The sequence below is a fragment of the Streptomyces sp. NBC_00829 genome, from assembly GCF_045161795.1.
Taxonomy (GTDB): Bacteria; Actinomycetota; Actinomycetes; order Streptomycetales; family Streptomycetaceae; genus Streptomyces.
Window position 1 is genome coordinate 6,758,561 of sequence record NZ_CP108867.1, and the last position, 23,625, is coordinate 6,782,185.

The window sequence follows — 23,625 nt, forward strand, 5'->3', positions numbered from 1 at the left end:
ACGCGGTGGCCGGGCGGGCGGCACCTCCAACTATGACCCCTGTCCCACCTGTTCACGGTGCTTCTCGGCCTGCTGCGGCGGCATCGCCTCATGGCGGGCGTAGGACCTGCTGAACTGCCCGGTCCCGTGCGAGATCGACCGCAGATCCACCGCGTAGCGCCCGATCTCGATCTCCGGCACCTCGGCCCGTACGAGCGTGCGCCCCCCGCCTGCCTGCTCGGTGCCGACCACTCGTCCGCGCCGCCCGGACAGGTCGCTCATCACGGGACCCACGTACTCGTCCGAGACCAGCACCCGCACCTCGGCCACCGGTTCCAGGAGATGGATCCGGGCATCGCCCGCCGCCTCGCGCAGCGCCAGCGCTCCGGCGGTCTGGAAGGCCGCGTCGGAGGAGTCCACCGAGTGCGCCTTGCCGTCGAGCAGCGTGATCCGCACGTCCACCAGCGGGTACCCGGCCGCGACCCCGCGTGCCGCCTGGGCGCGCACTCCCTTCTCCACGGACGGGATGAACTGCCGCGGGACCGCGCCGCCCACGACCTTGTCGACGAATTCGATTCCGGAGCCCGCGGGCAGCGGATCGACCTCGATCTCGCAGATCGCGTACTGGCCGTGCCCGCCGGACTGCTTCACATGCCGTCCGCGCCCGGCCGACCTCCCGCCGAAGGTCTCCCGCAGCGACACCCGGTGCGGGACGACGTCGACCTGGACGCCGTACCGGCTGCGCAGCCGCTCCAGCGCTACATCCGCATGCGCCTCGCCGAGGCACCACAGCACCACCTGGTGGGTCGCCTGGTTCTGTTCGAGACGCATCGTCGGATCCTCGGCGACCAGGCGCGCAAGCCCTTGGGAGAGCTTGTCCTCGTCCGCCTTGCTGTGCGCCTGGATGGCCAGCGGCAGCAGCGGGTCGGGCATGGTCCAGGGCTCCATCAGCAGCGGGTCGTCCTTCGCCGACAGGGTGTCCCCGGTCTCGGCGCGCGACAGCTTCGCCACACAGGCGAGATCTCCGGCGATGGCCTGGCCGAGCTGGCGCTGCTGTTTGCCGAAGGGTGTGGAGAGCGCGCCGATCCGCTCGTCGACGTCATGGTCCTCGTGGCCGCGGTCGGCCAGTCCGTGCCCGGACACATGCACGGTCTCGTCGGGGCGGAGGGTGCCGGAGAAGACCCGTACGAGCGAGATCCTGCCGACGTAGGGGTCGGAGGCCGTCTTGACCACCTCGGCCACCAGCGGACCGTCCGGATCGCAGCTGATCTGCGGGCGCGGCGCGCCCTGCGGGGTGGTGACGGCAGGGCAGGGGGGCTCCAGAGGGGTCGGGAAGCCGCCGGTGATCAGTTCCAGCAGTTCGACCGTGCCGAGGCCCTGCTTGGCGCCCTCGGGTGCGGGGGCGGCGGCGAGCACCGGGTGGAAGATGCCGCGTGCCACGGCTTTTTCGAGATCCTCGATCAGCGTCTTGAGGTCGATCTCCGCGCCGCCGAGGTAGCGGTCCATCAACGTCTCGTCCTCGCTCTCGGCGATGATCCCTTCGATCAGCCGGTTGCGGGACTCCTCGATCAGCGCGCTCTGCTCGGGATCGGGTGGGGTCTCTTTTCGCTCGCCGGAGGAGTAGTCGAAGATCTTCCGGGAGAGCAGTCCGACCAGACCGGTGACCGGGGCATGGCCGTCGGGGTGCTGCGCGCCGTACTGCGGCAGGTAGAGCGGGAGCACGGCATCGGGGTCGTCACCGCCGAAGATGCGACCGCAGACCCGGGTCAGCTCCTCGAAATCGGTGCGCGCCGTCTCCAGATGCGTGACGACGATCGCGCGCGGCATGCCGACGGCCGCACACTCCTCCCACACCATCCGGGTCGCGCCTGCGATGGCGTCGGCCTCCTGGGCGGCCGACACAACGAAAAGGGCCGCGTCCGCGGCTCGCAGACCGGCCCTGAGTTCCCCGACGAAGTCGGCGTATCCGGGGGTGTCCAACAGATTGATCTTGTACCCGCCCCATTCGACGGGGACCAGCGACAGCTGTACGGAACGTTGCTGGCGGTGTTCGATCTCGTCGTAGTCGGAGACCGTCCCGCCGTCCTCGACCCGGCCCGCCCGGTTGACCGCTCCGGCGGTCAGCGCGAGGGCCTCGATCAAGGTTGTCTTTCCCGATCCGCTGTGGCCGACCAGCACCACATTCCGTACGGATGAGGGCTGGTCGGCCGTAGCCGCCCTGCCGGCGGCTCCGGGGTGTGCATTCTTGTCGCCCATGATTCTTGCCTCCCGATCGAATTGCCCGGTGAGGAGAGTGGGGCCGCGGGGTGCGGGGGGAGCCATGAGGGAGGTGTCCCGGACGGCGTCCGGGGGCAGCTCCGTCGATGCCCCGCGGTCGTCTTTCGAGCTTTCCACTCTCGTCACGGTGCGTCCATACGTCGTACGCGGCGGCGGGAGTCGGGTGCCCGGCGGTGGAGCGCCCCGGTCCTGGCTACGATGGGCCAGCCGGTGGCCAGTGGGGCCGCGCGGCACCGACCCTCGGGAAGGCCATGCTGAACAAGTACGCGCGTGCATTCTTCACGCGTGTCCTCACACCGTTCGCCGCGTTTCTGCTCCGTCGTGGGGTGAGCCCCGACGCGGTCACCCTCATCGGCACAGCCGGGGTGATGGCGGGTGCGCTGGTCTTCTTCCCCAAGGGAGAGTTCTTCTGGGGCACGATCGTCATCACGCTGTTCGTCTTCTCCGACCTCATCGACGGCAACATGGCGCGCCAGGCCGGGATTTCGAGCCGTTGGGGGGCCTTCCTCGACTCGACGCTCGACCGGGTCGCCGACGGCGCGATCTTCGGCGGCTTCGCGCTCTGGTACGCGGGCACGGGGGACGACAACGTGCTGTGCGCCGTCGCGATCTTCTGTCTGGCGAGCGGCCAGGTCGTGTCGTACACGAAGGCGCGCGGCGAATCGATTGGCCTGCCGGTCGCCGTCAACGGTCTGATCGAACGGGCCGAGCGACTGGTGATCTCCCTGGTCGCCGCGGGGCTTGCGGGACTGCACGGCTTCGGGGTGCCCGGGATCGAGGTGCTGCTGCCGATCGCCCTGTGGATCGTCGCCGTCGGCAGCGCCGTGACGCTGGGGCAGCGGGTCGTGACCGTACGACGGGAGTCCGCGGAGGCCGACGCCGCCGCGGCACAGGGGAGCGAGGCTGAGGCGACGTGATGCGGGACCGGCTGACCGACCGGCTGTACGGACTTGGCTGGAGCACGGTCAAGAAACTGCCCGAGCCGGCCGCCGCCGTGCTCGGCAGGACCATCGCCGACATCGCGTGGAAGCGGCGTGGCAAGAGCGTGCTGCGGCTGGAGGCCAACCTTGCCCGCGTGGTGCCCGACGCGGGCCCCGAGCGCCTCGCCGAGCTCTCCAAGGCCGGAATGCGCTCGTACATGCGGTACTGGATGGAGTCCTTCCGGCTGCCCACCTGGAGCGCCGAGCGCGTGACCGACAACGTGCAGATCAAGGGCGCCCACCGCCTCACGGACGCGATGGCGTCGGGACGCGGCGTGATACTCGCGCTGCCGCACCTCGCGAACTGGGACCTCGCGGGCGTGTGGGTCACCAGGACCCTGGGCATCCCGTTCACGACCGTCGCCGAGCGGCTCAAGCCCGAGACGCTCTACGACCGCTTCGTGGCCTACCGCGAGAGCCTCGGCATGGAAGTGCTGCCGCACACCGGCGGCTCGGCCTTCGGCACGCTCGCCCGGCGGCTGCGCTCCGGCGGCCTCGTCTGCCTGGTCGCCGACCGTGATCTGTCCGCTTCGGGCATCGAGGTGTCGTACTTCGGCGAGACGGCCCGGATGCCGGCCGGACCGGCGATGCTGGCCCAGCAGACCGGCGCGCTGCTGCTTCCGGTGACGCTCTGGTACGACGAGGCACCGCTCATGCGGGGGCAGATCCACCCGCCCGTCGAGGTGCCCGAGTCGGGCACCAAGGCGGAGAGGACGTCCTCCATGACACAGGCGCTGGCGGATGCCTACGCCACGGGAATCGCCGAACACCCGGAGGACTGGCACATGCTCCAGCGGCTGTGGCTCGCGGACCTGGATCCGCGCGACGAACCGGACTCGACCGGGCAGCGGATCCCGCAGGGGGAACAGGCGTGAGGATCGGCATCGTCTGCCCCTACTCCTGGGACGTGCCGGGCGGCGTCCAGTTCCACATCCGGGACCTGGCGGAACATCTGATCCGGCTCGGCCACGAGGTGTCGGTCCTGGCTCCGGCGGACGACGAGACACCCCTGCCGCCGTATGTCGTCTCGGCCGGCCGTGCCGTGCCCGTCCCGTACAACGGCTCGGTCGCCCGGCTGAACTTCGGCTTCCTCTCAGCCGCTCGCGTACGGCGCTGGCTGCACGACGGCACCTTCGACGTGATCCACATCCATGAGCCGGCCTCGCCGTCGCTGGGCCTGCTGAGCTGCTGGGCGGCGCAGGGCCCGATCGTCGCGACGTTCCACACCTCGAACCCCCGCTCGCGGGCCATGATCGCCGCGTATCCGATTCTCCAGCCCGCGCTGGAGAAGATCAGCGCCCGCATCGCGGTGAGCGAGTACGCGCGGCGGACGCTGGTGGAGCACCTGGGCGGCGACGCGGTCGTCATCCCCAACGGCGTCGACGTCGGCTTCTTCGAACAGGCCGAGCCGAAGGCCGAGTGGCAGGGCGGCACCATCGGCTTCATAGGGCGCATCGACGAACCCCGCAAGGGTCTGCCCGTCCTCATGAAGGCGCTGCCGAAGATCCTCGCGGAGTGCCCGGACACACGGCTCCTGGTCGCGGGCCGCGGCGACGAGGAGGAGGCCGTCGCCTCCCTCCCCGTCGAGATGCGCAAACGCGTCGAATTCCTCGGCATGGTCAGCGATGAGGACAAGGCGCGACTGTTGCGCAGCGTCGATCTGTACGTCGCGCCCAATACGGGCGGCGAGAGCTTCGGCATCATCCTCGTCGAGGCGATGTCGGCGGGCGCGCCTGTCCTCGCCTCCGACCTCGACGCCTTCGCCCAGGTCCTCGACCAGGGCGCGGCGGGCGAACTCTTCGCCAACGAGGACGCGGACGCGCTGGCGTCGGCGGCGGTACGGCTGCTGGGGGACCCGGAGCGGCGGGCCGAACTGCATACGCGGGGCACCGCGCACGTACGCCGATTCGACTGGTCGACGGTCGGCGCGGACATCCTCGCGGTGTACGAGACGGTGACGGACGGCGCCGCGTCGGTCGCGGCGGACGAACGGTCGGGATTCCGGGCGCGGTTCGGACTGGCGCGGGACTGAGGCCGGCGGGCTCGCCCCGGGGCCGTCGGGCGTTTGAGGTGTGAGGCGAGCGGGCCGGACGTCCCGGCGCGCGGTGGGTGCGCGGGGCGTCCGGGGCGGGGGGCAGGGCCCGAGGTCCCCGTTGGGTAGCCTTGCCGCCCGTGACCGTAACCCTCATCTGGATCGTCGTCGCGCTGATCGCGATCGGCCTGTATCTGAGCTGGACCGCAGGCCGGCTCGACCGGCTGCACGCCCGTATCGACGCCGCCCGCGCCGCGCTCGACGCCCAACTCCTGCGCCGCGCCTCGGTCACCCAGGAACTCGCCACGTCGGGCGTGCTCGATCCGGCCGCGTCGATCGTGCTCTACGAGGCCGCGCACGCCGCCCGGCAGGCGGAGGAGGAGCAGCGCGAGGTCGCCGAGAGCGAGCTCAGTGCCGCGCTGCGGGCCGTCTTCGGGGAGGCGGCGCAGGTCGAGGCCGTACGCCAGGTGCCGGGCGGTGAGGACGCCGCAGGAGAGCTCGCGCAGGCCGTACGCCGTGTCCCGATGGCGCGCCGCTTCCACAACGACGCCGTGCGCGCGGCCCGTGCGCTCCGCCGCCACCGCAAGGTTCGCTGGTTCCGGCTGGCGGGCCACGCGCCGTTCCCTCTGGCCTTCGAGATGGACGACGAGCCGCCGATCGCGCTGGCCGACCGTCCCGGCAGCTGACCGAGGCCCTGACAGCGGTCAGCCGGCCGACCGTTCCGGCAGCTGACCGAAGTCCTGACAGCGGTCCGGGACCGGGAGGTCGAAGGTCCGCCCGGCGCCTGACCTTCGAAAACGATCCACCGGCTCCGCATTGGCCCTTGCTGTGGACTGGTGCCTGCCTGTCTCATCGGTGAGGCATCAACTTCTTTCACCGAGTGAGGTCTCTCCGTGTCCAGCATCCTTCCCACCACTCCGCAGGCCCCCGAGACCGGCACCGCGCGCGTCAAGCGCGGCATGGCCGAGCAGCTCAAGGGCGGTGTGATCATGGACGTGGTCAACGCAGAGCAGGCGAAGATCGCCGAGGACGCGGGCGCCGTGGCCGTCATGGCCCTGGAGCGGGTCCCCGCCGACATCCGCAAGGACGGCGGCGTGGCCCGGATGTCCGACCCCACCATGATCGAAGAGATCATCGAGGCGGTCTCCATCCCCGTCATGGCCAAGTCCCGGATCGGCCACTTCGTCGAGGCCCAGGTCCTGCAGTCCCTCGGCGTCGACTACATCGACGAGTCCGAGGTGCTCACCCCGGCCGACGAGGTCAACCACTCCGACAAGTGGGCCTTCACCACCCCCTTCGTCTGCGGCGCCACCAACCTCGGCGAGGCCCTGCGCCGCATCGCCGAGGGCGCGGCCATGATCCGCTCCAAGGGCGAGGCCGGCACCGGCAACGTCGTCGAGGCCGTCCGTCACCTGCGCCAGATCAAGAACGAGATCGCCAAGCTGCGCGGCTTCGACAACAACGAGCTGTACGCCGCCGCCAAGGAGCTTCGCGCCCCGTACGAGCTGGTCAAGGAGGTCTCCGAGCTCGGCAAGCTGCCGGTGGTCCTCTTCTCGGCCGGTGGTGTCGCCACCCCCGCCGACGCCGCGCTGATGCGCCAGCTCGGTGCCGAGGGCGTCTTCGTCGGCTCCGGCATCTTCAAGTCGGGCGACCCCGCCAAGCGCGCCGCCGCCATCGTGAAGGCCACCACCTTCTACGACGACCCCAAGATCATCGCGGATGCCTCCCGCAACCTGGGCGAGGCCATGGTCGGCATCAACTGCGACACGCTGCCCGAGGCCGAGCGCTACGCCAACCGGGGCTGGTAATGACCACTCCCGTCATTGGTGTCCTGGCTCTCCAGGGCGACGTACGGGAGCATCTGATCGCCCTGGCCGCGGCCGATGCCGTGGCCAGGCCGGTCAGGCGGCCCGACGAGCTCGCCGAGGTCGACGGCCTGGTGATCCCGGGCGGCGAGTCCACCACCATGTCCAAGCTCGCTGCGCTCTTCGGCATGCTGGAGCCGCTGCGCGAGCGGATCGCCGCGGGCATGCCCGTCTACGGCACCTGCGCCGGCCTGATCATGCTCGCCGACAAGATCCTCGACCCGCGCTCGGGCCAGGAGACGCTGGGCGGCATCGACATGATCGTCCGCCGCAACGCCTTCGGCAGGCAGAACGAGTCCTTCGAGGCGGCAGTCGAGGTCACGGACGTGCCCGGCGGACCCGTCGAGGGCGTCTTCATCCGCGCCCCCTGGGTGGAGTCGGTCGGCGCCCAGGTCGAGGTGCTCGCGGAGCACGACGGCCATATCGTCGCCGTCCGGCAGGCAAACGCCCTCGCCACCTCGTTCCACCCGGAGCTCACCGGCGATCACCGGGTGCACGGCCTCTTTGTGGACATGGTGCGCACAGCCGGGTGACCTGATCCCGGTAGGATCTCTGCCGAACGCAGCAGGAATGGGTTACGCGAAGGAGACAGGCAGATGTCCGGCCACTCTAAATGGGCTACGACGAAGCACAAGAAGGCCGTGATCGACGCCAAGCGCGGCAAGCTCTTCGCGAAGATGATCAAGAACATCGAGGTCGCTGCCCGCACGGGCGGCGCCGACGTGTCCGGCAACCCCACGCTCTTCGACGCCATCCAGAAGGCCAAGAAGAGCTCGGTCCCGAACAAGAACATCGACTCCGCCGTCAAGCGCGGTGCCGGTCTCGAGGCCGGTGGCGCCGACTACGAGACGATCATGTACGAGGGTTACGGCCCGAACGGTGTCGCGGTGCTCATCGAGTGCCTCACCGACAACCGCAACCGTGCCGCATCCGACGTGCGCGTCGCCATGACCCGCAACGGCGGTTCGATGGCCGACCCGGGCTCGGTCTCGTACCTCTTCAACCGCAAGGGCGTCGTGATCGTCCCCAAGGGCGAGCTGACCGAGGACGACGTGCTCGGCGCGGTGCTGGACGCGGGCGCCGAAGAGGTCAACGACCTCGGCGAGTCCTTCGAGGTCCTCAGCGAGGCCACCGACCTGGTCGCGGTCCGCACCGCGCTCCAGGACGCCGGCATCGACTACGACTCCGCCGAGGCCAACTTCGTCCCGACCATGCAGGTCGAGCTGGACGAAGAGGGCGCGCGCAAGATCTTCAAGCTGATCGACGCGCTCGAGGACAGCGACGACGTGCAGAACGTCTTCGCCAACTTCGACGTCTCGGACGAGGTCATGGAAAAGGTCGACGCCTGACCCGCGGACAGTGAACGGGCCGACGGGACCCGCCCACCCGTCGCCCGACCACCGCCCCTCAACGGGTGCTTCGCACGCCCTGTCCGCCCGTCGCCCGACCACCGCCCCTCAACGGGTGCTTCGCACGCCCTGTCCGCCCGTCGCCCGGCCACCGCCCCTCAACGGGTGCTTCGCACGCCCTGTCCGCCCGTCGCCCGACCACCGCCCCTCAACGGATGCTCCGCACACCCCTCCTGAGAGTCGGCCCGTCGCTTTGTCAGTGGCACCGGATAGCCTGCACAAACAGGCGATCGAAGGAGGGGCGGGGTGCGGGTGCTTGGCATCGACCCAGGACTGACGCGCTGCGGTGTTGGCGTGGTCGAGGGTGTCGCGGGCCGTCCCCTGACCATGCTCGGCGTCGGTGTCGTACGGACCCCTGCGGACGCGGAGTTGGGCAGTCGGCTGGTCGCCATCGAGCAGGGCATCGAGCAGTGGCTGGACGAGCACCGGCCCGAACTCGTCGCGGTGGAGCGCGTGTTCAGCCAGCACAATGTGCGTACGGTCATGGGCACGGCCCAGGCCAGCGCGATCGCCATGCTCTGCGCCTCCCGGCGCGGCATCCCCGTCGCCCTGCACACCCCCAGCGAGGTCAAGGCCGCCGTCACCGGCAGCGGTCGCGCCGACAAGGCGCAGGTCGGGGCCATGGTGACCCGGCTGCTGCGGCTCGACGCGCCGCCGAAGCCGGCCGACGCGGCGGACGCCCTGGCCCTGGCCATCTGTCACATCTGGCGGGCCCCCGCGCAGAACCGCCTCCAGCAGGCCGTAGCCCTGCACGCATCGAAAGGCCGTACCGCATGATCGCCTTTGTGAGCGGCCCGGTCGCCGCCCTCGCCCCCACCACCGCGGTCATCGAGGTCGGCGGTGTCGGCATGGCCGTCCAGTGCACGCCGAACACCCTCTCCGGACTCCGTATCGGCCAGGAGGCCAAGCTCGTCACCTCGCTCGTCGTGCGCGAGGACTCGCTCACGCTCTACGGCTTCCCGGACGACGACGAACGCCAGGTCTTCGAACTGCTGCAGACCGCGAGCGGTGTCGGACCGCGGCTCGCCCAGGCGATGCTGGCCGTGCACACCCCCGACGCCCTGCGCGTCGCCGTGGCCACCGGTGACGAGAAGGCGCTCACCGCCGTACCGGGCATCGGCAAGAGGGGCGCCCAGAAGCTCCTCCTCGAACTGAAGGACCGGCTCGGCGAGCCGGTCGGCGCGCACATCGGCCGGCAGGGCATCGGCACCCCCGTCTCCGCCTCCTGGCGGGACCAGCTGCACGCGGCCCTGATCGGCCTCGGCTATGCCACCCGCGAGGCCGACGAGGCGCTGGCCGCGGTCGCCCCGCAGGCCGAGGCCACCGTTGCCGCGGGCGGGTCACCGCAGGTCGGACAGCTGCTGAAGGCCGCGCTGCAGACCCTGAACCGCACCCGCTGACCCTCCGCACCCGACCTCGACCGCATCACGACCACGACGACGGCCGCACCGCACCCGACCACGACCGCATCCGACCGCACCCGCCGGGCCCGCCGCACCCACCTGCCGGCCCCGAACCCGCCGAACTCGCGAGGCACCGACTGTGAACTGGGACGACACCGCACCGACGACCGACGACATCGCCGCCGAGCGGCTCGTCGGCGCGTCCGCCGACGGCGAGGACCAGGCCGTCGAGTCGGCCCTGCGGCCGAAGTCGCTGGAGGAGTTCGTCGGCCAGGAGCGGGTCCGCGAGCAACTGGACCTCGTCCTCAAAGCCGCGCTCGCCCGTGGTGCTACCGCGGACCATGTGCTGCTCTCCGGAGCCCCGGGGCTGGGCAAGACCACCCTCTCCATGATCATCGCCGCGGAGATGAACGCCCCCATCCGCATCACCTCCGGCCCCGCCATCCAGCACGCCGGGGACCTCGCCGCGATCCTCTCGTCCCTCCAGGAGGGCGAGGTCCTCTTCCTCGACGAGATCCACCGGATGTCACGGCCCGCCGAAGAGATGCTCTACATGGCGATGGAGGACTTCAGGGTCGACGTCATCGTCGGCAAGGGTCCGGGCGCCACTGCCATCCCCCTGGAGCTGCCGCCCTTCACCCTGGTCGGGGCCACCACCCGCGCCGGGCTGCTGCCGCCCCCGCTGCGCGACCGCTTCGGCTTCACCGCGCATATGGAGTTCTACGATCCCGCCGAGCTGGAGCGCGTCATCCACCGCTCCGCCCAGCTCCTCGATGTCGAGATCGAGGCAGACGGTGCCGCCGAGATCGCCGGCCGCTCCCGCGGCACGCCCCGTATCGCCAACCGGCTGCTGCGCCGCGTCCGCGACTACGCCCAGGTCAAGGTGGACGGCGTGATCACCCGCGAGGTGGCCTCCGCGGCCCTCAAGGTGTACGAGGTCGACGCGCGCGGTCTCGACCGCCTCGACCGTGCCGTGCTCCAGGCGCTGCTCAAGCTCTTCGGCGGCGGTCCGGTGGGCCTGTCCACCCTCGCCGTGGCCGTGGGGGAGGAGCGTGAGACGGTCGAGGAGGTCGCCGAGCCCTTCCTGGTCCGCGAGGGACTGCTGGCCCGTACACCACGTGGCCGGGTCGCCACACCTGCCGCCTGGGCGCATCTCGGACTGGTGCCGCCGCAGCAGACCCCGGGGGCCGGCGGACAACAGGGCCTGTTCGGGGCGTGACGGCGCGGATACTCGCCGGGCCAGGAACACCGGTGGGATGCTGGGCGTTGTTCCATCGATGCGGACTCGCTTAGACTCCGCCGATGCCGCCCTTCCAGGTCGGCGTACCCACCCCCGTAGATAAGGCCGCCTCACCAGCGCGGTCGTGCGAAGGAAGTTCCGTCCCGTGAGTCTCGTGACCCTCCTCCCCTTCATTGTGCTCATCGGGGCCATGTTCCTGATGACCCGGTCCGCCAAGAAGAAGCAGCAGGCGGCTGCGCAGATGCGCAACGATATTCAGCCCGGCACCGGCGTCCGGACGATCGGGGGCCTGTACGCCACCGTCAAGGAAGTCAACGACGACACGGTTCTGCTCGAGGCTGCGCCCGGCGTGCACCTGATCTTCGCGAAGAACGCGATCGGCGCGGTCCTCTCCGACGAGGAGTACAACCGCATCGTGCACGGTGAGGACGAGTCCGAGGACGACCTCAAGACCGACGGCACGATCGTGCCGGACGACGCTTCCTCGCTGACCGAGGCCACCGGATCCGACGCTTCGGACGACGCGAAGATCGACCTGGGCAAGAAGCCCGAGGCCGACGACGCCGAGGCCGACTCCAAGGACGCCGAGCCCAAGGACACCGAGACCAAGGACGGCAAGGCCGACGGCGAGACCGACGCGAAGTAGCCATGATCGGGGACCGCGGCGGCGCCCACGGGCGCCGGGCGGTCCCCCGGTCGTGTTGAATTCTGCGGGGGCAGGTCCCCACAACACTTCGTGGCCGCCCCGGCGCACACCCGGCGCGGGACGGTTGGACAGGGAGAAACGAGAAGGTGGCAGCACCGAATAGGGGCCGAAAGCCCGCGGGGGCTCAGGGCAAGCCGGGGCGTGCCCTGGCCTTGATCCTGATCGCCATGGTCGCGCTCACGGGCGGGATGTTCTGGGCGGGACAGCTCACGCCGCGTCTGGGTATCGACCTGGCGGGCGGTACGACCATCACGCTCAAGGCCAAGAGCGAGCCCGGCAAGCCGGACGCCGTCAACGAGACCAATATGAACACCGCGGTCAGCATCATCGAGCGCCGTGTCAATGGTCTGGGTGTCTCCGAGGCCGAGGTCCAGACCCAGGGCAAAGAGAACATCATCGTCAACATCCCCAAGGGGACGAATTCTCAGCAGGCCCGTGAGCAGGTCGGCACCACCGCTCAGCTCTACTTCCGGCCGGTCCTGACCGTCGCCGCCGGCACTCCCACGGCCCCCAAGCCCAGCCCGAGCGCTTCGGCGTCCGGCAAGGACAAGGCGAAGGACAAGGCGCAGGACAAGGCGAAGGAGACGGCCAAGCCGTCGTCCTCCGGCTCGCCCTCGCCCTCATCGACCACCCAGGGCCGCGCGGTCACCGACGCCCTGAAGGCGCCGACGCCCACCCCCTCCGGTTCGGGCAAGCCCAAGACCCCCGAGTCGCCCAAGCCGACTCCTTCGGGTGACACGGCGGGAGCCGACAAGCTGCAGAAGCAGTTCCTCGCTCTCGACTGCACGAACAAGCAGTCCCGCGTCGCCGCCGGTGAGAACGTCAAGCCCACCGACCCCACCGTCGCCTGTGGCAAGGACTCCGCGGGCAACTGGGAGAAGTACGTCCTCGGCCCCGCCGAGGTCAACGGCAAGGACGTCGACGACGCCAACGCCACCATCGACCAGCGCAGCGGTCAGTGGATCGTCCAGATGGACTTCACCGACGGCGGCTCCAAGAAGTTCCAGAAGATCACGAGCCGGCTCTCGCAGCAGCAGCAGCCGATGAACCAGTTCGCGATCGTCCTCGACGGCGAAGTCGTCTCCGCGCCCTCGGTGCGGCAGACGCTGAGCGCCAACGCCGAGATCTCCGGAAGCTTCACCCAGCAGTCCGCCCAGGACCTGGGCAACATCCTGTCCTACGGCGCGCTCCCGCTCTCTTTCGAGGAGCAGAGCGTCCAGACCGTCACCGCCGCGCTCGGCGGCGAGCAGCTCAAGGCGGGTCTGATCGCCGGTGCGATCGGCCTCGCGCTGGTCATCATCTACCTGGTGGCCTACTACCGCGGCCTGTCGCTGATCGCGATCCTCAGCCTCATCGTCTCCGCGATCCTGACGTACACGATCATGGCTCTGCTCGGCCCGGGTATCGGCTTCGCCCTGAACCTGCCCGCGGTGTGTGGTGCGATCGTTGCGATCGGCATCACCGCGGACTCCTTCATCGTGTACTTCGAGAGAATCCGCGACGAGATCCGCGAGGGCCGCACGCTGCGGCCCGCGGTCGAGCGTGCCTGGCCGCGTGCCCGGCGCACGATCCTGGTCTCCGACTTCGTGTCGTTCCTCGCCGCGGCGGTGCTGTTCATCGTCACCGTCGGCAAGGTCCAGGGCTTCGCGTTCACGCTCGGTCTCACCACGGTCCTCGACGTGGTCGTGGTGTTCCTCTTCACCAAGCCGGTCATGACGATCCTCGCCCGCAAGAATTTCTTCGCGGAAGGTCATCCCTGGTCCGGACTGGACCCGAAGCGGCTCGGCGCCAAGCCGCCGCTGCGCCGCTCCCGCCGCGGCTCCGCCCCCATCGACCCGAAGGAGGCGTGAGATGTCGCGACTCGGCACCCTCGGCGCCCGGCTCTACCGCGGCGAGGTCGGCTACGACTTCGTCGCCAAGCGGAAGATCTGGTACGGGATCTCGATCCTGATCACGATCACGGCGATCGTCGGCCTGGCCGTGCGAGGACTGAACCTCGGCATCGAGTTCAAGGGCGGAGCGGTCTTCACCACCCCGAGCACGAGCGTCTCCGTCAGCAAGGCGCAGTCGTACGCCGAAGACGCGTCGGGCCATGAGGCGATCGTCCAGAAGCTGGGCAACGGCGGACTGCGCATCCAGGTCAGCGAACTCGACCAGGCACAGGCCAACAAGGTCAACGAGACCCTCTCCGACAAGATGGACATCCCGGCGCAGAAGATCAACGCCGAGATCGTCGGCCCCAGCTGGGGTGAGCAGATCGCCACCAAGGCATGGACCGGTCTCGCGGTCTTCATGCTGCTGGTGGTGATCTATCTCGCCATCGCCTTCGAGTGGCGGATGGCCGTCGCGGCCCTGATCGCGCTGATCCACGACCTCACGATCACCATCGGTGTGTACGCACTGGTCGGCTTCGAGGTCACTCCGGGCACCGTGATCGGTCTGCTGACCATTCTCGGCTACTCCCTCTACGACACCGTCGTCGTCTTCGACGGTCTCAAGGAGGGCTCGAAGGACATCACCAAGCAGACCCGCTACACCTACAGCGAGATCGCGAACCGCAGCCTCAACGGCACGCTGGTGCGCTCGATCAACACCACCGTCGTCGCCCTGCTGCCGGTGGCCGGTCTGCTCTTCATCGGTGGCGGTGTCCTCGGCGCGGGCATGCTCAACGACATCTCGCTGTCGCTGTTCGTGGGTCTCGCCGCCGGTGCGTACTCCTCGATCTTCATCGCCACACCGCTCGTCGCCGACCTCAAGGAGCGCGAGCCGCAGATGAAGGCCCTCAAGAAGCGGGTGCTCGCCAAGCGCGCGCAGGCCGCGGCCAAGGGCGAGCAGCCGGACGACTCCGACGAGCCGGATGACGGCCTGCACGACGACACCGCGACCGCCGGCGCATCCGGCGGCGTCGTGGGCCCGCGCAACCGGGGCAGGGGCCGTCCGTCCGGCTCGGGCAAGCGCCGATGACCGACGCGACGCAGGAGCTGCTGCTCAGCCGCATCCGTGACGTCCCCGACTATCCGAAGCCGGGGGTGATGTTCAAGGACATCACGCCCCTGCTCGCGGACCCGAAGGCCTTCACGGCCCTCACCGACACACTCGCCGGGCTGTGCGCGCGGCACGGGGCCACGAAGGTCGTCGGTCTGGAGGCGCGCGGCTTCATCCTGGGCGCGCCGGTCGCCGTCCGGGCCGGGCTGGGCTTCATCCCCGTGCGCAAGGCGGGCAAGCTCCCCGGAGCGACGCTCGCGCAGTCGTACGAGCTGGAGTACGGCAGCGCCGAGATCGAGGTGCATGCCGAGGACCTTCAGGCGGGCGACCGCGTCATGGTCATCGACGATGTGCTCGCCACCGGCGGCACCGCTGGGGCCTCGCTGGAGCTCATCCGGCGGGCCGGGGCCGATGTGGCGGGAGTCGCCGTCCTCATGGAGCTCGGCTTCCTCGGTGGCCGCGCCCGTCTGGAGCCGGCGCTGCGAGGGGCTCCGCTGGAGGCTCTGATCACGCTCTGAACAACTGGTCGACCGACGACGGGCGCCCCGGGACTCTCCCGGGGCGCCCGTCGCCGCATGCGCGGCTGCCGATGCGGCCCCCTGGGCGCCGCGTACCTCGGCGCAGTCGTCCGCAAGCGCCGTGTGACGAACGGGCTCCCGGCGGGATCCGGGCACCCTCTCCTGTCCGGTCCGGACCTCAGGCCTCGTGAGCACCGGAACTCCGAGGTCGATACCATGGCCTCTCCGGGCCTGACCGGGGGACCCGGAACCGCACGAGGAGCGCTCTTGCCAGACGAGGCCCAGCCCGCCGCCGCGCAGCCCGACCAGCAGGCCGAAAAGGCCGCGGCAGCCCCTGTCACGCCCGAGAAGACGCCGGCCGAGAAGCCGGCGCCTGTGGCGCCCGAGCGTGCGAACGGCGCGGCCCCCGCCTCCACCCCCCGGCCGACGCCCGCTCAGCGGCCCACCCCCGCCGCCGTCCCACGGACCGGCGGCTCCTCGAACCGGGTGCGCGCCCGGCTGGCCCGCCTCGGCGTCCAGCGCTCGTCCCCGTACAACCCGGTCCTGGAACCGCTGCTGCGGATAGTGCGCAGCAACGACGCCAAGATCGAGACGTCGACGCTGCGCCAGATCGAGCGCGCCTACCAGGTCGCCGAGCGCTGGCACCGCGGCCAGAAGCGCAAGAGCGGCGACCCGTACATCACGCATCCGCTCGCCGTGACCACGATCCTCGCCGAGCTCGGCATGGATCCGGCGACGCTGATGGCGGGTCTGCTGCACGACACCGTCGAGGACACCGAGTACGGCCTGGACACCCTGCGCCGTGACTTCGGCGACCAGGTCGCCCTGCTCGTCGACGGCGTCACCAAGCTGGACAAGGTCAAGTTCGGCGAGGCCGCGCAGGCCGAGACCGTGCGCAAGATGGTCGTCGCCATGGCCAAGGACCCCCGCGTTCTGGTCATCAAGCTCGCCGACCGGCTGCACAACATGCGCACCATGCGCTACCTGAAGCGCGAGAAGCAGGAGAAGAAGGCCCGCGAGACGCTGGAGATCTACGCTCCGCTCGCCCATCGGCTGGGCATGAACACCATCAAGTGGGAGCTGGAGGACCTCGCCTTCGCGATCCTCTACCCCAAGATGTACGACGAGATCGTGCGGCTCGTCGCCGAGCGGGCTCCCAAGCGCGACGAGTATCTCGCCATAGTGACCGACGAGGTCCAGTCCGATCTGCGCGCGGCCCGGATCAAGGCCACCGTCACGGGACGGCCCAAGCACTACTACAGCGTCTACCAGAAGATGATCGTCCGCGGCCGGGACTTCGCGGAGATCTACGACCTGGTGGGCATCCGCGTCCTGGTCGACACCGTCCGCGACTGCTACGCGGCGCTCGGCACGGTCCATGCGCGATGGAATCCGGTCCCCGGCCGGTTCAAGGACTACATCGCGATGCCCAAGTTCAACATGTACCAGTCGCTGCACACGACGGTGATCGGACCCAACGGCAAGCCCGTCGAGCTGCAGATCCGCACCTTCGACATGCACCGTCGCGCCGAGTACGGCATCGCCGCGCACTGGAAGTACAAGCAGGAGACCGTCGCCGGAGCCTCCAAGATCCGTACCGATGTCCCGAGAGCGGGCAAGGGCACCGCGGGCCAGGACACGGTCAACGACATGGCGTGGCTGCGCCAGCTCCTCGACTGGCAGAAGGAGACCGAGGACCCCAGCGAGTTCCTGGAGTCGCTGCGCTTCGACCTCTCGCGCAACGAGGTCTTCGTCTTCACGCCGAAGGGCGACGTCATAGCGCTCCCGGCGGGCGCCACTCCCGTCGACTTCGCCTATGCCGTCCATACGGAGGTCGGCCACCGGACCATAGGAGCGAGGGTCAACGGGCGGCTCGTACCGCTCGAATCGACCCTCGACAACGGCGACCTCGTCGAGGTCTTCACCTCCAAGGCCGAGGGCGCAGGCCCCTCGCGCGACTGGCTCGGCTTCGTCAAGTCGCCGCGGGCACGCAACAAGATCCGGGCCTGGTTCTCCAAGGAGCGCCGCGAGGAGGCGATCGAGCACGGCAAGGACGCCATCGCGCGGGCCATGCGCAAGCAGAACCTGCCGATCCAGCGCATCCTCACCGGCGACTCGCTCGTCACGCTGGCACACGAGATGCGCTACCCCGACATCTCGTCCCTGTACGCGGCGATCGGCGAAGGCCATGTGGCCGCGCAGGGCGTCGTGCAGAAACTGGTGCAGGCCCTCGGTGGCGAGGAAGCCGCCAACGAGGACATCGCCGAGAGCACCCCGCCCTCGCGCAGCCGCGCCAAGCGCCGTGCCAACGCCGACCCCGGCGTGGTCGTCAAGGGCGTCGAAGACGTCTGGGTGAAGCTCGCCCGCTGCTGTACGCCCGTGCCCGGCGACCCGATCATCGGCTTCGTCACGCGCGGCAGCGGCGTGTCCGTTCACCGCGCGGACTGCGTCAACGTCGACTCGCTCTCGCAGCAGCCCGAGCGGATCCTCGATGTCGAGTGGGCGCCCACCCAGTCCTCGGTCTTCCTGGTGGCCATCCAGGTCGAGGCGCTGGACCGCTCCAGGCTTCTGTCGGACGTCACGCGCGTGCTGTCCGACCAGCACGTGAACATCCTCTCGGCGGCCGTCCAGACCTCGCGGGACAGGGTGGCCACCTCGCGCTTCACCTTCGAGATGGGCGACCCGAAGCACCTCGGGCACGTGCTGAAGGCTGTGCGGGGCGTGGAGGGCGTCTACGACGTGTACCGCGTGACCTCGGCACGCCGCCCGTAGCGGCGACCACGAGGAGCGCGCACTCCGGCGGCATACGAAGAGGTCCCCTGTACATCACGTACAGGGGACCTCTTTCGTATGCCGCCGGAGCTGTCAGCCGCCGAACTCCTCCAGGCCCTTCAGCGCCTGGTCGAGCAGCGCCTGCCGGCCCTCGAGCTCCTTGGCGAGCTTGTCGGCCTTGGCGTTGTTGCCCGCAGCGCGCGCCGCGTCGATCTGCCCGCGCAGCTTGTCCACGGCGGCCTGCAGCTGTCCGGTCAGACCCTCGGCACGCGCGCGTGCCTCAGGGTTCGTCCGGCGCCACTCCTTCTCCTCGGACTCCTGAAGCGCCCGCTCCACCGTGTGCATCCGGCCCTCGACCTTGGGACGGGCGTCCCGCGGCACATGGCCGATGGCCTCCCAGCGCTCGTTGAGGGCCCGGAAGGCGGCACGCGCGGCCTTCAGGTCCGTCACCGGCACCAGCTTCTCGGCCTCGGTGGCGAGCTCCTCCTTGAGCTTGAGGTTCTCGCCCTGCTCGGCGTCCCGCTCGGCGAAGACCTCGCCGCGCGCGGCGAAGAAGACGTCCTGCGCCCCGCGGAAACGGTTCCACAGGTCGTCCTCGGCCTCACGCTGGGCGCGCCCCGCGGACTTCCACTCCGCCATCAGCTCGCGGTAGCGGGCGGCCGTGACACCCCAGTCGGTGGAGCCGGACAGCGACTCGGCCTCGGCGACCAGCTTCTCCTTGGCCTTACGGGCCTCCTCGCGCTGCGCGTCCAGCGAGGCGAAGTGCGCCTTTCGGCGCTTGGAGAACGCCGAGCGGGCGTGCGAGAAACGGTGCCACAGCTCGTCGTCGGACTTGCGGTCGAGCCGGGGAAGGCCCTTCCACGTGTCCACGAGCGCCCGCAGCCGCTCGCCGGCCGCGCGCCACTGCTCGCTCTGCGCCAGCTCCTCGGCCTCGGTAACCAGAGCCTCCTTGGCGTGCCGCGCCTCGTCGCTCTGCTTCGCCTTCTGGACCTTGCGCTCCTCGCGGCGCTTGTCGACCGTCGTGACCAGCGCGTCCAGACGCTTGCCCAGCGCGTCGAGGTCACCCACGGCGTGATGCTCGTCCACCTGCTGACGCAGATGGTCGATGGCGGTCTGGGCGTCCTTGGCCGACAGATCGGTGGTCTTCACCCGCCGCTCGAGGAGGCCGATCTCGACCACCAAGCCCTCGTACTTGCGCTCGAAATAGGCCAGGGCCTCCTCGGGAGTCCCCGCCTGCCACGATCCGACGACCTTCTCGCCGTCGGCGGTACGCACGTACACGGTGCCCGTCTCATCGACACGGCCCCACGGGTCGCTGCTCACAGCGCCTCCTCCACCTGATGCCTTCGAGGGGGTTCGCCCCCGGGCATCGTCCACAGTTTCCTGGACGGGCCTCGCCCGCCAACCACAGCGCGACCTACGCCCGCGCTGCACAACGCCAATCTAGGCGACCGGCCGCCCGGCTGTCCGCACTCAGCGCGGCCGAAATTCCCCGGCTCACACCTTCGGGACTGCCGCTTTCTCAATGGTGACGGCCTTCTTCGGCGCTCCGTCCTTGGCCCCGCCCGCGACTCCGTCCTTCGCCACGTCCGCCACGACCCTCAGGCTCGCCGCGTCCATCTTTCCGAACGGTGTGTAGGTGGGAGGCAGCTTCGTCTCCTTGTACACGAGGAAGAACTGGCTGCCGCCGGAGTGCGGCTGACCGGTGTTGGCCATCGCCACGGTCCCGGCGGGGAACGTCACCGTGCCGTCGGCGCCCGCCTTGCCGAGAGCCGTCAGATTCTCGTCCGGGATGGTGTACCCGGGCCCGCCCGTGCCGTCGCCCTTGGGATCGCCGCACTGGAGGACGAAGATTCCCTGCGTGGTCAGCCGGTGACACTTGGTGCCGTTGAAATAGCCCTTGTCCGCGAGGGACTTGAAGGAGTTCACGGTGTGCGGGGTCTTGGCCGCATCCATCGCGAACTTGATGTCGCCCTGGTTCGTCGTGAGCGCCATCGAGTACTTCGCCTTCGTGTCCACCTTCATGGCGGGCTCGGGAGAGGCGCTCTCGCTCTTGGACGGGGCAGGGCTGGGGGACTCGCTGTCGCGGCCCGCCGAGCTGTCGCCCTTGGATCCGTCGGACAGGCCGATGGAGGCGTAGGCAGCGGCGCCCGCGGCGAGCACCACGGCGAGCGTGGCCGCGATGATCGTGTAGCGCTGCTTCTTCTTCCGGGACTGGGCCCGACGCTGCTGCTGGCGCTCGAACTTCTCCCTGGCGAGCTGCCGCCGCCGCTGATCGCTGGTGACCACCGGGTCTTCTCCTTGTACGTCGCGTGATGCCGACCGGTCGAGTGTGCCCCGTACCGTATACGGGTTGGCTGTGACAGGAGCAGCGCCGGTAGGCTCTGATCTGCTCCTCTCCGACCACCACACCAAGGACGATCGTGCTTATTGCCGGGTTCCCCGCCGGGGCCTGGGGGACCAACTGTTACCTGGTCGCCCCGGCCGCAGGTGAGGAGTGCGTGATCATCGACCCTGGCCACCAGGCCACCGAAGGCGTCGAGGAAGCACTCAAGAAGCATCGGCTCAAGCCCGTCGCCGTCGTCCTCACCCACGGCCACATCGACCATGTCGCCTCCGTCGTTCCGGTGTGCGGAGCCCATGACGTACCGGCGTGGATCCACCCCGCGGACCGCTACATGATGAGCGACCCGGAAAAGGCGCTGGGGCGCTCGATCGGGATGCCGCTCATGGGCGAGCTGACCGTGGGGGAGCCCGACGACGTCAAGGAACTGGCCGACGGCGCCGAGCTGCGCCTCGCCGGCCTCGACTTCTCGGTCGCACACGCACCCGGCCATACCAAGGGGTCGGTGACCTTCCGGATGCCCGAGTCCGCGGACATTCCGTCCGTGTTCTTCTCGGGTGACCTCCTGTTCGCCGGCTCCATCGGACGCACGGACCTGCCCGGCGGCGACCACGCCGAGATGCTCGAGTCGCTGGCGCGTGTGTGCCTGCCCCTCGACGACTCGACCGTGGTGCTCTCCGGCCACGGTTCCCAGACGACCATCGGCCGTGAGCGCGCCTCCAACCCGTATCTGCGGGAAGTGGCCGCCGGCCTCGGGAGCGTCGACGCTCCCCGACGAGGAATGTGACGAGAGTTTCCCGTGAGCACCTTTCAGGCCCCCAAGGGCACGTACGACCTGATCCCGCCGGACTCCGCGAAATTCCTGGCGGTGCGCGAGGCGATCTCCGCGCCGCTGAAGAGCTCCGGCTACGGCTACATCGAGACGCCCGGCTTCGAGGACGTCGAGCTCTTCGCGCGCGGTGTCGGTGAGTCCACCGACATCGTGACCAAGGAGATGTACGCCTTCGAGACCAAGGGCGGCGACCGGCTGGCGCTGCGCCCCGAGGGCACGGCGTCCGTGCTGCGCGCGGCGCTGGAGGCCAATCTGCACCGGCTGGGGAATCTGCCGGTCAAGCTCTGGTACTCCGGCTCGTACTACCGCTACGAGCGCCCGCAGAAGGGCCGCTACAGGCACTTCTCCCAGGTCGGTGCCGAGGCGATCGGCGCGGAGGACCCGGCGCTGGACGCCGAGCTGATCATCCTGGCCGACCAGGCGTACCGCTCGCTCGGCCTGAGCCGGTTCCGTATCCTGCTGAACTCGCTGGGCGACAAGGAGTGCCGTCCCGTCTACCGCGACGCGCTGCAGGACTTCCTGCGCGGTCTCGACCTCGACGAGGACACCAGGCGCCGGATCGAGATCAACCCGCTGCGGGTCCTCGACGACAAGCGTCCGGAGGTCCAGAAGCAGCTCGTGGGCGCGCCGATGCTGCGCGACTACCTGTGCGACGCGTGCAAGGCGTACCACGAGGAGGTGCGCGTGCTGCTGACCGCGGCGGGCGTGGCCTTCGAGGACGACGAGAAGCTGGTGCGCGGGCTCGACTACTACACCCGGACCACCTTCGAGTTCGTCCACGACGGTCTCGGTTCGCAGTCCGCGGTGGGCGGCGGGGGCCGTTACGACGGCCTCTCCGAGATGATCGGCGGACCCGCGCTGCCGTCGGTCGGCTGGGCCCTCGGTGTGGACCGTACGGTCCTGGCGCTGGAGGCGGAGGGGATCGAGCTCGAACTCCCCGCCACCACCAGCGTGTTCGCCGTCCCGCTGGGCGAGGAGGCGCGCCGCGTGCTGTTCGCTCTCGTCACCGAACTGCGCAGGGCGGGTGTCGCGACCGACTTCTCGTACGGCGGGAAGGGGCTGAAGGGCGCGATGAAGAGCGCGAACCGGTCGGGGGCCCGGTACACGCTCGTGGCCGGTGAGCGGGACCTCGCCGAGGGTGTGGTCCAGCTCAAGGACATGGAGAGCGGCGAGCAGTCACCCGTGGCGCTGACCGCGGTACTCGACGAGCTCCGCGCCCGCCTGGCCTGACGCGGCCTGTCCCGGACCCGCTCCCCGGGGCCTTGCCCCGGACCCGGCACCACCTCTCGCCGGCCGGCCCGGATCGCTCGGGCCGGCCGGCGGAACCTCTACAGCAGTCCGTGCCGCATCGCGCTCGTCACCGCGCGAGGGCGAGCCGCAGCCGCAGCACCATCAAGCACTGGGGGACCAGCGCGAACGTCGCGATACGCGTCTCGCCCACCAGAATCGCCGGAGCGAGGAAGAGCAGCACCGCCCCGCCGATGTAGCGCAGCGCGCACCGCTCATCCACCCCCTGCCTCAGCAGCTCGGCCCGCCCGACCCAGACGTACCGGGGAGCGGGCAGGACGAACAGCGCGGCGGCGATCATCCGCACGGGCTCGCCGGGGCTCGAAGCGCCGAGCGTGAAGACCAGCGTCGCCACCCACACGACCCCGAAGTACACGTCCCAGGGCAGGAAACCGCGGTCCCACACATCCGAGTCACGCGCCCCGGCCGGCTCGCTCAGCCGTCTCGACGGCTCTTCCAGCGGAAGGTCAGCAGACACAGCACCAATCCTCCGATGCACCAGGCGCCCAGCACCAGGGCGATGCGGCCGTACCCCCAACTGCCCGCCTGTTCCAGCACGGAGGCCGACTCGGGCAGGAACACCCCGCGCAGGCCCAGGCACATCCACTTCAGCGGGCACACCGCGCTGACGTTCAGCATCCAGTCCGGGATGGTGTTGATCGAGATGTAGACCCCGGAGATGAACTGCAGGACCAGGAAGGGAAGGACGACCACGGAGGTCGCGCTCGCCCCGGACTTCGGCAGACTGCTGATCGCGATGCCGAGAAGGGCGCAGCCGGTGATCCCGAGGGCGAAGATCCAGCCGAAGGTGAGCCATTCGCCGACCGCGCCCGGAAGGTCGATGTCGTAGAAGACCGTGCCGACGACCAGCAGCGCCACCGTCTCCAGCAGCCCGGTGACCAGAACCAGCCACACCTTGCCGAGGAAGTACGCGGCGGGTGGCATCGGTGTTCCGCGCAGCCGCCGCAGTGCTTCTCGTCCCGCTCGATCGCGACG

General features: G+C 69.9%; 21 protein-coding genes and 1 pseudogene. 17 read left to right on the forward strand and 5 right to left on the reverse strand.

What is annotated here, in order from left to right:
* Positions 1–30 precede the first annotated feature (30 nt).
* A complete protein-coding gene (locus OG293_RS30245) occupies positions 31–2,235 on the reverse strand; it encodes an elongation factor G-like protein EF-G2 (protein ID WP_406001944.1) in 2,205 nt (734 codons plus the stop codon).
* 272 nt (positions 2,236–2,507) lie between these two features.
* On the opposite strand from OG293_RS30245, the gene pgsA reads away from it, so the two are divergent.
* From pgsA to OG293_RS30320, 15 genes are all read left to right on the forward strand, one after another.
* Positions 2,508–3,173, forward strand: a complete 666-nt coding sequence (gene pgsA / locus OG293_RS30250) for a phosphatidylinositol phosphate synthase (RefSeq protein WP_406001945.1) — start codon at positions 2,508–2,510, stop codon at positions 3,171–3,173.
* A complete protein-coding gene (locus tag OG293_RS30255) occupies positions 3,173–4,111 on the forward strand; it encodes a phosphatidylinositol mannoside acyltransferase (RefSeq protein WP_406001946.1) in 939 nt (312 codons plus the stop codon). Before pgsA ends, OG293_RS30255 begins: the two co-directional genes overlap by 1 nt.
* Positions 4,108–5,268 (forward strand): glycosyltransferase family 4 protein, encoded by a 1,161-nt coding sequence (locus OG293_RS30260; protein ID WP_406001947.1) that lies wholly within the window; start codon positions 4,108–4,110, stop codon positions 5,266–5,268. Before OG293_RS30255 ends, OG293_RS30260 begins: the two co-directional genes overlap by 4 nt.
* 140 nt (positions 5,269–5,408) lie before the next feature.
* Entirely contained in the window at positions 5,409–5,954 is a 546-nt protein-coding gene (locus tag OG293_RS30265; protein WP_406001948.1) for a hypothetical protein, read from the forward strand.
* Positions 5,955–6,227: 273 nt separating this feature from the next.
* The gene (gene pdxS / locus OG293_RS30270; RefSeq protein WP_406003759.1) at positions 6,228–7,076 is read left to right on the forward strand and encodes a pyridoxal 5'-phosphate synthase lyase subunit PdxS; all 849 of its coding nucleotides are present in this window, start codon (positions 6,228–6,230) and stop codon (positions 7,074–7,076) included.
* Positions 7,076–7,666, forward strand: coding sequence for a pyridoxal 5'-phosphate synthase glutaminase subunit PdxT (gene pdxT, locus OG293_RS30275; protein WP_406001949.1), 591 nt, complete (start codon positions 7,076–7,078; stop codon positions 7,664–7,666). Before pdxS ends, pdxT begins: the two co-directional genes overlap by 1 nt.
* A gap of 63 nt (positions 7,667–7,729) precedes the next feature.
* The gene (locus OG293_RS30280) at positions 7,730–8,482 is read left to right on the forward strand and encodes a YebC/PmpR family DNA-binding transcriptional regulator (RefSeq protein ID WP_406001950.1); all 753 of its coding nucleotides are present in this window, start codon (positions 7,730–7,732) and stop codon (positions 8,480–8,482) included.
* Positions 8,483–8,788: 306 nt separating this feature from the next.
* Positions 8,789–9,319, forward strand: a complete 531-nt coding sequence (ruvC, locus tag OG293_RS30285; protein ID WP_406001951.1) for a crossover junction endodeoxyribonuclease RuvC — start codon at positions 8,789–8,791, stop codon at positions 9,317–9,319.
* Positions 9,316–9,942 carry a Holliday junction branch migration protein RuvA gene (ruvA, locus tag OG293_RS30290; protein WP_406001952.1) on the forward strand — a complete coding sequence of 209 codons (627 nt, stop codon included), beginning with the start codon at positions 9,316–9,318 and terminating at the stop codon, positions 9,940–9,942. The genes ruvC and ruvA overlap by 4 nt, the downstream gene beginning before the upstream one ends.
* A gap of 142 nt (positions 9,943–10,084) precedes the next feature.
* Complete coding sequence (gene ruvB, locus OG293_RS30295) at positions 10,085–11,164, forward strand: Holliday junction branch migration DNA helicase RuvB (RefSeq protein WP_406001953.1); 1,080 nt, start codon at positions 10,085–10,087, stop codon at positions 11,162–11,164.
* A gap of 166 nt (positions 11,165–11,330) precedes the next feature.
* Positions 11,331–11,831: a preprotein translocase subunit YajC gene (gene yajC, locus OG293_RS30300; protein WP_406001954.1), complete on the forward strand. Its 501-nt coding sequence runs from the start codon at positions 11,331–11,333 to the stop codon at positions 11,829–11,831.
* Positions 11,832–11,977: 146 nt separating this feature from the next.
* The gene (gene secD, locus OG293_RS30305) at positions 11,978–13,741 is read left to right on the forward strand and encodes a protein translocase subunit SecD (protein ID WP_406001955.1); all 1,764 of its coding nucleotides are present in this window, start codon (positions 11,978–11,980) and stop codon (positions 13,739–13,741) included.
* A 1-nt stretch (position 13,742) separates the two neighbouring features.
* Positions 13,743–14,855 (forward strand): protein translocase subunit SecF, encoded by a 1,113-nt coding sequence (gene secF / locus OG293_RS30310; protein ID WP_406001956.1) that lies wholly within the window; start codon positions 13,743–13,745, stop codon positions 14,853–14,855.
* Positions 14,852–15,394: an adenine phosphoribosyltransferase gene (locus tag OG293_RS30315; RefSeq protein WP_406001957.1), complete on the forward strand. Its 543-nt coding sequence runs from the start codon at positions 14,852–14,854 to the stop codon at positions 15,392–15,394. The genes secF and OG293_RS30315 overlap by 4 nt, the downstream gene beginning before the upstream one ends.
* Positions 15,395–15,661: 267 nt before the next feature.
* A complete protein-coding gene (locus tag OG293_RS30320) occupies positions 15,662–18,166 on the forward strand; it encodes a RelA/SpoT family protein (protein ID WP_406001958.1) in 2,505 nt (834 codons plus the stop codon).
* Positions 18,167–18,259: 93 nt separating this feature from the next.
* Here the strand turns inward: OG293_RS30320 and OG293_RS30325 are convergent, their stop codons facing one another.
* Positions 18,260–19,489: a DUF349 domain-containing protein gene (locus OG293_RS30325; protein WP_406001959.1), complete on the reverse strand. Its 1,230-nt coding sequence runs from the start codon at positions 19,487–19,489 to the stop codon at positions 18,260–18,262.
* Positions 19,490–19,663: 174 nt separating this feature from the next.
* Positions 19,664–20,455 (reverse strand): peptidylprolyl isomerase, encoded by a 792-nt coding sequence (locus OG293_RS30330; RefSeq protein WP_406001960.1) that lies wholly within the window; start codon positions 20,453–20,455, stop codon positions 19,664–19,666.
* A 134-nt stretch (positions 20,456–20,589) separates the two neighbouring features.
* On the opposite strand from OG293_RS30330, the gene OG293_RS30335 reads away from it, so the two are divergent.
* Positions 20,590–21,297, forward strand: a complete 708-nt coding sequence (locus tag OG293_RS30335) for an MBL fold metallo-hydrolase (protein ID WP_406001961.1) — start codon at positions 20,590–20,592, stop codon at positions 21,295–21,297.
* Positions 21,298–21,309: 12 nt separating this feature from the next.
* The gene (hisS, locus tag OG293_RS30340; protein ID WP_406001962.1) at positions 21,310–22,572 is read left to right on the forward strand and encodes a histidine--tRNA ligase; all 1,263 of its coding nucleotides are present in this window, start codon (positions 21,310–21,312) and stop codon (positions 22,570–22,572) included.
* Between the two features lie 127 nt (positions 22,573–22,699).
* On the opposite strand, the gene OG293_RS30345 is transcribed toward hisS, so the two are convergent.
* Positions 22,700–23,107, reverse strand: coding sequence for a hypothetical protein (locus OG293_RS30345; RefSeq protein WP_406003864.1), 408 nt, complete (start codon positions 23,105–23,107; stop codon positions 22,700–22,702).
* Positions 23,065–23,624: pseudogene (locus OG293_RS30350) on the reverse strand (ABC transporter permease); the annotation flags it as partial. The gene OG293_RS30345 and the pseudogene OG293_RS30350, both read right to left, overlap by 43 nt.
* Position 23,625 lies beyond the last annotated feature (1 nt).